Source organism: Vogesella sp. XCS3, assembly GCF_020616155.1.
Classification (GTDB): Bacteria; Pseudomonadota; Gammaproteobacteria; order Burkholderiales; family Chromobacteriaceae; genus Vogesella.
The window spans coordinates 3,266,519-3,278,241 of sequence record NZ_CP085530.1 but is presented as its reverse complement, the minus strand read 5'-3'; the positions used below and the strand labels follow the sequence as shown (position 1 = coordinate 3,278,241).

General features: G+C 54.5%; 10 protein-coding genes, 2 tRNA genes and 4 pseudogenes. 5 read left to right on the top strand and 11 right to left on the bottom strand.

From position 1 onward, the window contains the following. Positions 1-10: 10 nt before the first annotated feature. From gmd to LCH97_RS15605, 5 genes are all read right to left on the bottom strand, one after another. Positions 11-1,156: a GDP-mannose 4,6-dehydratase gene (gene gmd, locus LCH97_RS15625; protein WP_227302479.1), complete on the bottom strand. Its 1,146-nt coding sequence runs from the start codon at positions 1,154-1,156 to the stop codon at positions 11-13. Beyond that, positions 1,143-2,606: a mannose-1-phosphate guanylyltransferase/mannose-6-phosphate isomerase gene (locus tag LCH97_RS15620; RefSeq protein ID WP_304956718.1), complete on the bottom strand. Its 1,464-nt coding sequence runs from the start codon at positions 2,604-2,606 to the stop codon at positions 1,143-1,145. Before LCH97_RS15620 ends, gmd begins: the two co-directional genes overlap by 14 nt. Continuing rightward, positions 2,578-2,976, bottom strand: a complete 399-nt coding sequence (locus LCH97_RS15615) for a MarR family EPS-associated transcriptional regulator (RefSeq protein WP_227302478.1) — start codon at positions 2,974-2,976, stop codon at positions 2,578-2,580. The genes LCH97_RS15620 and LCH97_RS15615 overlap by 29 nt, the downstream gene beginning before the upstream one ends. A gap of 65 nt (positions 2,977-3,041) precedes the next feature. Then, positions 3,042-3,251 (bottom strand): hypothetical protein, encoded by a 210-nt coding sequence (locus LCH97_RS15610; RefSeq protein ID WP_227302477.1) that lies wholly within the window; start codon positions 3,249-3,251, stop codon positions 3,042-3,044. 13 nt (positions 3,252-3,264) lie between these two features. Next, positions 3,265-3,417 carry a hypothetical protein gene (locus LCH97_RS15605; RefSeq protein WP_227302476.1) on the bottom strand — a complete coding sequence of 51 codons (153 nt, stop codon included), beginning with the start codon at positions 3,415-3,417 and terminating at the stop codon, positions 3,265-3,267. A 55-nt stretch (positions 3,418-3,472) separates the two neighbouring features. Here LCH97_RS15605 and LCH97_RS15600 point away from each other — a divergent pair. The 3 genes and pseudogenes from LCH97_RS15600 to LCH97_RS15590 all read left to right on the top strand — a co-directional run. Beyond that, a pseudogene (locus LCH97_RS15600) lies at positions 3,473-3,691 on the top strand (integrase core domain-containing protein); the annotation flags it as partial. Positions 3,692-3,798: 107 nt separating this feature from the next. Then, positions 3,799-4,358: pseudogene (locus tag LCH97_RS15595) on the top strand (transposase); the annotation flags it as partial. A 56-nt stretch (positions 4,359-4,414) separates the two neighbouring features. Continuing rightward, positions 4,415-4,732, top strand: coding sequence for a transposase (locus LCH97_RS15590; RefSeq protein ID WP_370630737.1), 318 nt, complete (start codon positions 4,415-4,417; stop codon positions 4,730-4,732). Here the strand turns inward: LCH97_RS15590 and LCH97_RS18900 are convergent. Continuing rightward, positions 4,684-5,693, bottom strand: a pseudogene (locus LCH97_RS18900) (transposase); the annotation flags it as partial. The gene LCH97_RS15590 and the pseudogene LCH97_RS18900 sit on opposite strands and share 49 nt — an antisense overlap. 135 nt (positions 5,694-5,828) lie before the next feature. Between LCH97_RS18900 and LCH97_RS18895 the strand changes: the two are divergent. Beyond that, positions 5,829-6,507 (top strand): annotated as a pseudogene (locus LCH97_RS18895) (IS3 family transposase); the annotation flags it as partial. 236 nt (positions 6,508-6,743) lie between these two features. Here LCH97_RS18895 and LCH97_RS15570 read toward each other — a convergent pair. The 5 genes from LCH97_RS15570 to hppD form a co-directional block, all read right to left on the bottom strand. Beyond that, positions 6,744-6,819, bottom strand: a tRNA-Phe gene (locus tag LCH97_RS15570). Between the two features lie 34 nt (positions 6,820-6,853). After that, positions 6,854-6,929 (bottom strand) — tRNA-Phe (locus LCH97_RS15565). Between the two features lie 1,074 nt (positions 6,930-8,003). After that, positions 8,004-8,663: a maleylacetoacetate isomerase gene (maiA, locus tag LCH97_RS15560; RefSeq protein ID WP_227302474.1), complete on the bottom strand. Its 660-nt coding sequence runs from the start codon at positions 8,661-8,663 to the stop codon at positions 8,004-8,006. Further along, positions 8,656-9,639 (bottom strand): fumarylacetoacetate hydrolase family protein, encoded by a 984-nt coding sequence (locus LCH97_RS15555; RefSeq protein WP_227302473.1) that lies wholly within the window; start codon positions 9,637-9,639, stop codon positions 8,656-8,658. The genes maiA and LCH97_RS15555 overlap by 8 nt, the downstream gene beginning before the upstream one ends. A gap of 131 nt (positions 9,640-9,770) precedes the next feature. Continuing rightward, positions 9,771-10,847 (bottom strand): 4-hydroxyphenylpyruvate dioxygenase, encoded by a 1,077-nt coding sequence (gene hppD / locus LCH97_RS15550; RefSeq protein ID WP_227302472.1) that lies wholly within the window; start codon positions 10,845-10,847, stop codon positions 9,771-9,773. Positions 10,848-11,204: 357 nt separating this feature from the next. On the opposite strand from hppD, the gene LCH97_RS15545 reads away from it, so the two are divergent. Beyond that, positions 11,205-11,690, top strand: a complete 486-nt coding sequence (locus tag LCH97_RS15545) for an Lrp/AsnC family transcriptional regulator (RefSeq protein ID WP_017509610.1) — start codon at positions 11,205-11,207, stop codon at positions 11,688-11,690. Positions 11,691-11,723 lie beyond the last annotated feature (33 nt).

Sequence of the window (11,723 nt, the reverse complement as noted above, 5' to 3'; positions counted from 1 at the left end):
AATCACCTCATTACTCGATAGAGTGCGAAACATCATAACCATGCTGTTTCAGTAGCGCATGTTGTCGTGCTTGTTCAAGGTCATGCAATACCATTTCTTTACACATTTCTTGCACTGTTATCTCTGGCACCCACCCTAACTTCTCTTTAGCTTTAGAAGGATCACCGAGCAGTGTCTCAACTTCAGTTGGTCTGAAATAACGTGAATCAACTCTAACAACAATGTCTCCAACTTTTAGAGCTGGTGCTTTATCGCCAACAATTGCATCAACTATCGCATGCTCATCTACCCCACAACCCTCAAAACGCAATGAAATGCCTAACTCTGATGCAGACCATTGTATAAACTGACGGACACTATATTGCACACCTGTTGCTATCACAAAGTCTTCGGGGTGATCTTGCTGCAACATCATCCACTGCATTCGGACATAATCTTTTGCATGCCCCCAGTCTCTCAGCGCATCCATATTTCCCATGAACATGCACTTATCCAGACCTTGCGCGATATTAGCAAGACCGCGCGTTATCTTCCTTGTTACAAAAGTCTCACCACGGCGGGGGCTTTCATGATTAAACAAAATGCCATTACATGCATATATCCCATATGCTTCACGGTAATTCACAACTATCCAATAGGCATACATTTTTGCAACAGCATAGGGACTTCTAGGATAGAATGGCGTTGTTTCTCTTTGTGGGATTTCTTGAACTAAGCCGTAAAGTTCAGAAGTAGATGCTTGATAAAAGCGTGTCTTTTTTTCAAGACCAAGGATACGTATTGCTTCAAGTATACGCAGTGTCCCCATAGCATCAACATCTGCAGTATATTCAGGGCTTTCGAAGCTAACAGCGACGTGACTTTGCGCACCAAGATTATAAATCTCGTCAGGCTGAACTTCCTGTATGATACGAACCAAGTTACTTGTATCTGTCAAGTCACCATAGTGTAGTTTTAGGTTTACATTTTCAGCGTGTGGATCCTGAAAAATATGATCTACACGCTGAGTATTGAATGAGCTAGCCCTGCGCTTTACACCATGCACAAGATAGCCTTTCCCCAGTAAAAATTCAGCCAGATATGAGCCATCCTGACCAGTTATGCCAGTAATTAAAGCAACTTTCTTAACAGAATTTTCCATTCTATTCTCTTCCATATGGATCTTCAAATCGTACAATATCATCTTCCCCTAGGTATGTACCTGATTGAATTTCTATGATTTCAAGCGGTATCGTCCCAGGATTAGCAAGCCGGTGCACTTCGCCCAGTGGAATATAAGTCGACTGATTTTCAGTCAATAAAAAAACTTTATCACCATTTGTAATTTTAGCCGTACCTTTGACTACTATCCAATGTTCGGCTCGGTGATGGTGCATTTGAAGACTTAAACTAGCCTTCGGGTTAACTTGAATTCTTTTTACTTTAAAACGTCCACCTTCGTCCACGCTATCGTACCACCCCCACGGACGATGAACCTTACGGTGCAGTGTTTCTTCTTCACGTTTATTTTTACTCAGCACATTGACAATATGCTTAACATCCTGGCTACGAGATCTATCCGCAACAAGGATGGCATCGGGCGTCTCGACCACAACAATATCATTAACACCAACCAGACTTACCAACCGGCTTGTAGCATGCACCAGAGTATTTGAGCTATCCGTTGCTACTACATCACCAATATGGGCGTTACCGAAGCCATCCTTTGATAAAACTTTCCATACAGCATCCCATGATCCCAAATCGCTCCAGCCTGCATCAAGCGGAATCATCTTAACTGCAAATTGACTATTATGGCATTGCTCCATAACCGCATAGTCAATTGACTCTGATGGAACGGCGGAAAACTCATCTCTACTAGGCCTAATAAACTGTGAGTCAGTAGATTTCCCCTCCCATGCCAAACGGGTGGCATCAAGAATATCTGGTCGGAACTCATTGAGCGCACTTAACCACACAGATGCTTTCAGCACAAATATCCCAGCATTCCAGTAGTAACCATCCTCGGCAAGGTAGCGCTGTGCAGTAGCCTGATTTGGTTTCTCAACAAAGCGAGCTACGTTATAAGATGCACCTAATCTAGCCTCATTACTTACTTGGATATATCCATAACCTGTTTCAGGTACATCGGGTTTTATACCGAGAATAACTATTGCACCAGCTTGTGCCTCTTTAATCGCAGCTTGAGTAGCTTTAATAAAAGCATCAGTATCAACTACCGTCTGATCCGCAGGCGTCACAACAAGCACAGGATCTTCGCCGTCAGCAGATGCTGCTAGTGCTGCCAGGGTTAGTGCTGGCGCGGTGTTCCTTCCAACAGGCTCCAGCAGCGCAGAACAAGATTCAACGTTTATTTCTCGCAATTGTTCGACAACCAGAAACCGATGGTCTTCACCAGTAACAATGAGTGGAGGAGCCAACACAATCTCGGAGGTCTTTAGGCTAGAAAAACGCATCGCAGCTTGCTGAAACAAACTCTCACCGCCTGTCAAGCATAAGAATTGCTTTGGAAAACCGGTTCTCGACAGTGGCCATAGGCGAGTACCGGAGCCTCCGCACAGAATAACAGGCGCTACTTTAATCATATCTTGGGGTTTCTTTCTCATCTGATATTGCAACCTCTGCCTTTAGTGCGTCGATCTCAGCCTTCAGTGCGTCATACTCTGCCATTTTTCGTAGCAAAAACCCCTGTGTGATAGCCGCTTTCTCTACCATGCCTCGTGGAGTAAGCACATAGACATAACCAAATTTGTTCTTTGAGTTGGCGAAATTTTTCATCTTCACAAGACCTTTATCCATCAGTGCCTTTAAGCAATAATTGAGCCCCCCCACACTGATGCCCAGCCGCTCTGCCAGCTCTCGCTGGGTAAGATCTGGGTTTTCTTGCAAGATCCGCATCACACGGAAGTATGTATCTTCCTGTAGCTTTGCTTGACGACTGGTCACTAACGAACTCACTTTGACTGACAGGGACATGATTGCACTTCCGTTTTGCTACTACTTTGGCATTCCGCTAGCAACAATTTCTTGCAGCGGCAGCGCTAATGTTCTGTAAGAACTTGAACATTATACCCAGCAACTTTTTTCCGGGTCCACATCGTCATAACAATATCCCGCACAAACAAGCAGCAAAAGCCTGTTCGGGCGCGCCGCTCCAGCATGGCTTCGCCGTAGGCTTCCTGCAGTTCTTTGGGCTGTTTTTCGTACTGCTCGCGGATGTCCATCGGCTTGGCACGCAGGGCGTTCTCCATGCCGCGCTTTGCCTCATCGACCTAGGTTTCGATCTCGGAGGGAGGCCAGGTCGAAGGCGCGGGAGGCCCCTGCCACCGTGCTCTTGCCTTGAATGATCTCCATCACCAGCGCGGCTTTGCGCTTGGCGGTCCAGCGTTTGATATCGTCTTCCATGGTCATGCTCATCACGTGCTCCTGTGTGAATTATGACCTGTGCAGGTTTTTAGTGGGCCATTACAGCCATCCGCAGACGAATGGCATGGTAGAGCGCTTCAACGGGCGTATCAGCGAGGTACTTGCCGCACATCGCTTCGAGTCTGGGCAAGATATGGAGGCGACGCTGCTGCACCATGTCTTGCAGTACAACCAGCATCTGCCGCAAAGGATGTTGGCGCATCAGACACCATTGCAGGCGATGAAGCAGTGGCAAAAATCACATGCTGAACTGTTCAAAAAGTAGGTACCTAATCGTCCGAGGCTAGATACTTAGCAGGCTGTTGAAATACTGGCGTCTCGCACACCGATCAGCGACGATGCGAACAAGCACTCAAGATGGAAGGATGCCCAATGAATGGAACGGACGGTTATAACGGAGCGCTGTTCACCACTATATGGTTTGAGGAATTCGTTCCGCCCAACTATCCCCTGCTCCCCATCTGCACCTAGCTCAACCAAGCCCTCACCAATATGGATACCCGCCTCTCCGCAATGTACGAGCCCGAGGTCAAAGGCGGACGACCAAGCATTGCACCCTAGAAACGGATGCACTCCATGTTGTTTCAGGTGCGCTACAGCATCCGCAGCGAGCGACTGTAGGTCGAACAGATCTCCTACAACCTACTGTTCCGCTGGTTCGTCAGCCTCGCCATCAAGGACCCCATGTAGAACCACTCAGAACCGTGACCGGCTGCTTACCTTTGATGCCATCACCGAATTATTCAATACCACTGTCGAGATGGCCGCCAATACAGGGCTGCTATCTGGTGAACATTTCAACGTCAATGGTACCTTGATTCAGGCGTGGACCAGCCATAAAAGCGTGCGACGTAAGGATCGCGGCGATGACGATCGCCCCCCCAGACAACTGGCATGGAGAGAAGCGCAGCAACCCCAGTCATGCTTCGGCTTGAACTGACCCGGCTCCTGTAGGCAACTCTGCGCCATGACTTTAGCATGAAAGAATATCCATGAGCACACAGCATTCCCCCCAAAATTCAAAGATGAAGCCGTCAAGCAGGCCACTGAACGCAGCTACTCTGTGGCCGAGGCTTCAGTCCGGCTTGGGGTTTCCAGCCATAGCCTGTACAAATGGGTGACAGCAGTCGCCCGGGATAACTCAGAGAAACAGACTGCCGAGCTGATCGAGGCCACGAGCGAAATCCTTCGCCGGAAGGCGCAACCGCGTCGCACAGAAGAACGAGATATTCTAAGAAGAGGTTCTTCACGGATTACCGGGGAGGCGGCTTTGATCTTCAGGAAGAAGTACTGGCGGTCCCGGTAACCATAGGTCATTCGCTTCATCACCTTGATCCGGTTGTTGAGGCCTTCCAGCTGGCCGGGGTGCATCGGCCAGCGCACCCAGCTCAGAATGTCCCGCCAGTAGCCCGATAGCCGCCAATGATTCGATACCGCTTTCCTTGGCTTGCGCCAGCCAGTCTTTCCACGCCCGCAGCCACGCCCAACCCGTCTCCTTCAGCCCCGCTTTCATCACGTACACCGTCGCCAAGTCCTGATTGGCTGCCAGCAACTCGCCCAAATGGATGCGCTGCCCGTCGTTCTTCAGGTTCTCCGTATTGCGCAACAGCAACCAACGCGACTGCTTGATCACCCGACGGGCCGAGCGGTCATCGCACAGACGGTTGGCCTCGTCCACGCACACCCGGTCGATCACCTCCCACCCGTATTTGGCCACCACGTGAAACAGGTCGTAGACCACCCGTGCCTTCGGGCAGTGCGCCTTCACCGCCAGGTCGAAGGCGGTATTGATGTCCATGACGACGGTGGTGTAGCGATGGCCTTTGTAGAGCGCAAATTCGTCCATCACCAGGTGGCGCGGCTCAGGCTCGGACAAGGTGCCCAAGGCGGGGTAGCTCCAGCAGCCGAATAGTGTCTGAGTGCAAGCCAAACAGCGCGGCGACGTGACGAATCGGCAGCTTGCTACACCAGTGCGCGACGGTCTCGGCCAGACGGTAGGTCAGCCGGGTATAGCGGCCGAGCCAGCGAACTTATTCCTGCTTCGGGCCGCAGTACGGGCAGCGCACGCGGCGTAGCCTGACGCACAGCCAGACGGGGTGGCTGAGGATGGGCAGGTCGCGTAGAGTGCGCCAGCGGGACTTATGCAAGGGGCTGCCTACGCGCTGGCAGCCACTGCAACGGCGTGGCATATCGGGTGTTGGCTCCAGGACCAGATGGAGGGCATCGGCGGGGCGCTGGAAGGAAGTGACGGTGAAGCCTTCCCAGAACGGAAGGTGCGCATATCATCGGGCATGAGAAGGCGGTGTGGCTTGGCTGGTTTGGTCGCATAAACAACCTACCTGATAGCGCCGTTCTCACGTCTGGCGTTTACATCACGTTCCCACTATTCCATGAAGGATCTAAAAAAAAGCCGCGCGGTACTTTGCCAGGGAGTCCGAGCAAGATACCGCTTCATGAACGAGCATCGACATACCTGGCCGCTGACGACCATGCGCTGCTTGTTGCAAATTGCCCGCGCCGGCTGCTATCAATGGCTATACCGCCCCGAGTCTGATCACTCCAAGGAAGATGCTAGATTGCTAGCGTTGATTCGCGACTCACTGACGAGCCAGTGGCGGGGCTTATGGGTCGCTCCGAGTGCCGGGTGACCTATACGAGATCAGAGAGGCATGCGGCAAACACTGTGTCGCCCGAATCATGCGCCAACACAGCACCAAGACACAGCGCGGCTATAAGGCGCCACGACCTATCGCTGGTCTGGCCCCCAGCCATCTGAATCGCGAGTTCACGACGTCACAGCCTGCCCCTGGGTAATGGGCATTACTTACATCAGTACCTGGCAAGGCTGGCTTTATCTGGCGATGGCGATCGACTTGCTCTCACGCAAGGTGGGTCGGCTGGTCGATGACACCGATATTGAGCTGCGAATTGGCGTTGGACGCTCTGCTGGTGGCGCCGTGGGGGCGCGAATCTACAGGACGCGTGCTGGTCCATTCAGATCAGGGCTCGCCATATCGCAGTGATGATTGGCGCCGTTTCTGCCTCTCCCACGATCTTGAACCCAACATGAGTCGACGCGGAATCCACTGCAGTGAAGCTGACCGCCGCCACAGTCACTTGTGGCTGCACCAGTCCCGAGGCCTTGAGCGCTCCTTGGCGTGTGGCAGGAGTTCGTTTACTGCACCAGGGATAGTCCAGTCTGAGGTCAGTGCAAATTATGACCCGAGCTGGTTTATATTGGAAAATTACAGCACACCATAGACCAGCCGCTTCTTGGAATAAAAAACCCCAGCTATTTCTAGCTGGGGTTTTATATTTGGTGGCCAATCTCGGAATCGAACCAAGGACACACGGATTTTCAATCCGTTGCTCTACCAACTGAGCTAATTGGCCAGTCTGCTGACCGGTATGGTACCTGCAAGTTTTTTGGTGGCCAATCTCGGAATCGAACCAAGGACACACGGATTTTCAATCCGTTGCTCTACCAACTGAGCTAATTGGCCTTCTTGCTCAACGCTGTCGCGTTGCATCAGAGACACGCATTAAAGCAGACGCAGCCAATGGCGTCAAGGCATTTATGGAAAAATACGCAAAAATCTGCATTTCCCGCTGCCGTGGGCCAGCTAGTAACGGTGCTATGCCGGCCATAGCGGCTCGCACCAGCGTTGATTACCCTGTGGCGCTTGCACCCGACAGCACCTGAGTAACATAGAGGTTGGCCGCAGATACTGACTCACTATGAGTGCAGCCTGGCAGCACGCGACCTCCAGCCGCTACTGACTTGCCACTACCACTCGTGTCATCCGGCACAAAGACATTCGCCGTCTGCCTGCACTTGCTTTTACACCACCAAATCGTCCCACAAAGTAACAAACGTCTCCTGACCTGTTTGATGCCCTATCGACAGCGCATCAACGGTGGCACTAGCCACCGCGGGCACCAAGACTGCTCACCGGCCCTGATGCAAGCTGCCGCATCTCACTGGTGATGGCAATACTGCGGCGTGGTTCAAGCCTCACCGCAAGCATGGGCCGTGAGCAGGGCAATGGCGGGGCAAAGACCGGCACTGCGTTCCATCATCTGGCGATACTGGTGGTTTCGTCGTGGGGCGGCAATGTGGGGGTACCGAACGTGGCTAGTGTCGTTCGCTTTGGCTGCCCGGGCCGAGCGCAGCAACAGCAGCTGCGGTACCGGGACAACGGCTTGATATTTACCGGCTGCAGCTACTCTACACTGGTGAACGGCGATACGGCCCACAACAGGGGTTCATCACATCGTATACGCAGGCGCGGAGCGATAGGTTGAATGGGCGATCGACGAAAGTGCAATATCGTTTTACAGGCTGGACACACACCAGCCCTGTGATGGCGAGTGGATTGGGTTCAATAACCACTACCAGCACAAAGCGTTGGAATGACGAAGTCAGCAATAGCGTATGCAAGTAGCGCTCTGACCTACCAAGAAAGAACTGGGTTATTAGATCGCATCGATAGAGACTAGCGGATATTGCCCAGCTTGCAGACGTCAAAAAGCCCTGCCGCCTTTCGATGGCAGGGCTTGCATTGGTAGGAGGCGAATCAGTTTGCGTCCGGCTGGCGCGACGGGTGTGCGTCGGCAAACTCAGGCACCGCAGCCAGAGCGTCGGCAATGGCGGCCAGCCTGGGGTACGGCGCCATGTCTACGTTGAAGCGCTGGGCATTGAACACCTGTGGCAGCAGGCAAACATCCGCCAGCGTAATGCTGTCGCCAAAGCAGTACTGCCCTGCACTGGCCGCCAGCTGCTGCTCCAGCGCGGCAAAGCCTTCCTGCACCCAATGCCGGTACCAACTATTACGCGCAACCTCATCCTGCCCCAGCTCCGTCTTGAGGTAGTTCAGGATGCGCAGATTGTTTACCGGGTGGATGTCACAGGCGATAGCCTGGGCAACGGCACGTATGTGAGCACGCTGTGCCGGGTCGGCAGGCAGTAGTTGCACGGTGTCCGGATAGGCTTCGTCCAGGTATTCGCAAATGGCCAGCGACTGGGTCAGCAGCACATCGCCATCCTGCAGTGCCGGCACCAGGCCCTGCGGGTTTAATGCCAGAAAGTCGGCGCTGCGCTGCTCGGCTTTTACCAGGCTCACGGGCGCCTGCCGGTACGCTAGCCCCTTCAGGTTGAGGGCGATGCGTACACGATAGGCCGCCGAGGAGCGAAAGTAGCCATACAGCACGCGGCCAACGTTGGCCGCATCAGCCATGCTGCACCACGGTCTGTTCGATGCTGCCGAAGATGCTGGCGCCGCTGCCGTCTTTCATCTCGATACGCACGCTGTCGCCCAACTTCATGAACGGGGTGGTGGCGGCGCCGCTATCGATGATCTCGATCATGCGCTGCTCAGCCAGGCAGCAGCTGCCGACGCTGCGGTCGCGGTTGGAAATGGTACCGGAACCGACGATGGAGCCGGCCACCAGCTCGCGGGTTTTCGAAACGTGTGCCACCAGCTGCGGGAAGTTGAACTGCATTTCCACCCCGGCGTTAGGCTTGCCATAGAACGCGCCGTTGTAGTCCACCAACAGTGGCAGGTGCACCTTGCCGTCTTGCCAGGCATCGCCCAGCTCGTCCGGGGTCACCGCTACCGGCGAGAAGGCGGTAGCCGGCTTGCTCTGGAAGAAACCAAAGCCTTTGGCCAGCTCGTTGGGGATCAGGTTGCGCAACGTCACATCGTTCACCAGCATCAGCAGGCGGATATGCTTGGCGCACTCGGCCGCATCGGCACCCAGCGGTACATCTCCGGTCACGACGGCGACTTCGCCCTCAAAATCCAGGCCCCATGCAGCATCGCGCAGCGGGATGCCGGCACGCGGCGGCAGAAAGGCGTCGGAACCGCCCTGGTACATCAACGGGTCGGTGTAAAAGCTTTCCGGCACCTCGGCACCCCGCGCCTTGCGCACCAGCTCCACGTGGTTCAGGTAGGCCGAGCCGTCAGCCCACTGGTAAGCACGCGGCAGCGGGCTGTGGCAACGCGCCTGGTCGAAGGCGAATTCGCCAGCCACCTCGCCCTGATTCAGTGCGGCGTACACTTCTTGCAGTTTGGGTTCGGCCTGCGCCCAGTTATCCAGTGCAGCTTGCAGGTTGGCCGCAATCTGCGGCACGGCCACGGCACGGCTAAGGTCGCGGCTGACTACCAGCAGCTGGCCGTCGCGGGTCTGGTTCTGATAGGTAGCGAGTTTCATGTGTGTGTCTCGTCTTGCAGTATCGATATGCGTTGGCCGCAGCATGGGCTGCGGCCAACCTTATATAGAGCCGTTGACCGTACCGGCGGCGCCCGGCGTCCAACCCTTTGCCGCGATACGGTAGCGCGGGCTTAGTCGGCTTTCAGCACGCCACGGCGGATCTGGTCTTCTTCGATGGATTCGAACAGCGCGCGGAAGTTGCCTTCGCCAAAGCCTTCATTGCCTTTGCGCTGGATGATCTCGAAGAAGATCGGCCCGATCACGGTTTCGGTAAAGATCTGCAGCAGGATGCCTTCTACCGGAGCGCCGTCGATCAGGATGCTGTTTTTCTGCAGGCGGGCCAAGTCTTCGCCGTGATTCGGCACACGCTGGTCTACCTTGGCGTAGTAGGTGTCCGGGGTGTCCAGGAAGCGGGTGCCACGTGCCTTCAGGGTTTCCACGGTTTCGTAGATGTTTTCGGTGGTCAGCGCAATGTGCTGGATGCCTTCGCCGTTGTACTGCTTCAGGAATTCCTCGATCTGGCTCTTGTCGTCGGACGACTCGTTGATCGGGATGCGGATCTTGCCACACGGGCTGGTCATGGCCTTGGACACCAGGCCGGTGAGTTTGCCTTCGATATCGAAGTAGCGGATTTCCTTGAAGTTGGCGATGTTCTCGTAGAAGCCGCCCCACTTCTCCATATTGCCGCGCACCACATTGTGGGTGAGGTGGTCGATCACCATCAGGCCCACACCAGCCGGGTATTGCTCTACGCCTTCCAGCGGTACGAAGTCGATATCGTAGATGTTCTTGTCGTGGCCGTAGCGGTCGACAAAGTACAGCGCGGAGCCACCGATACCTTCCACGGCCGGAATGTTCAGCTCCATGGCACCCACCGGGCGGTTGTACGGGGTGGCACCGTGTGCCAGCGCGTACTCGTAAGCTTTGGCGGCGTCTTTCACACGCCAGGCCATGGCGCAGGCGGATGGGCCGTGGGCAGAGGCGAACTCGGCGGCAGGCTGGCTGCGCTCGGCATTCAGGATAAAGTTGATGTCGCCCTGGCGGAACAGGCTGACGTTTTTGCTGCGGTGGCGCGCTACTTCGATAAAGCCCAGCGACAGAAACAGTTGCTTGAGCTTCTCGACACCAGCGGCGTCGGGGGCGGTGTATTCAACAAACTCGAAACCATCGGTGGCCAGCGGGTTCATCAGCTGATGTTCCATTTTCATCTATCTCTCCTCTTGCGGCCTGCGTGGGCCTGCTTCTCTGTTGGGTATTGCAGCGACGTGCCAGCCACCGGGGCGCATCGAGGCAGAGCGGGAGATGAAAATACAACACAGCTCCATGCCGGCAGCTTGGCCACCTGCGTAGAAATGCCCGAATTGTATGCCTGCAGCCTGCTTTAGCGGCTACCGGCGTCTCCTCTTGTTCACTCAGCCTGCGGTGATCTGCTGCCACCGTGTAAAATGTCTGGCTCAGGCGCTTTATTCTAAGTAAACTTGCTGGCAATTTTCTTGCGATATAGTGCCGAGAAAGTAAAAAACATAAAACAATATTCCAGAGCAAACCCAAAATCAGGAGATAACATGCTTACGGCCAACCTGGACAAGACCGACATCAAAATGTTGGCAGCCCTGCAAGCCAATGGACGTCTGACCAACGTCGAACTTGCCGAGAAAGTTGCCCTGTCCCCTTCCCCGTGCCTGCGCCGGCTAAAACAGCTGGAAGAGTCCGGCGTGATCCGCCAGTACGTAGCACTGCTAGACCCAGCCAAACTGGGCCTGGGTCTGCAGGCATTTGTACGTGTTTCGCTGGAAAAGCGCGGTGGCAGCGCGCATCTGACCAGCTTTATGGAAGCGGTGCAGCGCTGGCCAGAGGTAGTGAATTGCTACGCCATGACCGGCGAGATGGATTACCTGCTGCAGGTGTACTTTGAAGACCTGCAACATTTCTCGCGCTTTGTCATGGACGAGCTGCTACAACAGCCTGGTGTCGAGGACGTGAAATCCAGCTTTGTCCTGAAAGAGTTCAAACAAACCACCTCGCTGCCCATCTACCACCTGGGCCAGTAAAACCACACGGTTCACCAAGGCAGCCTGCGGGCT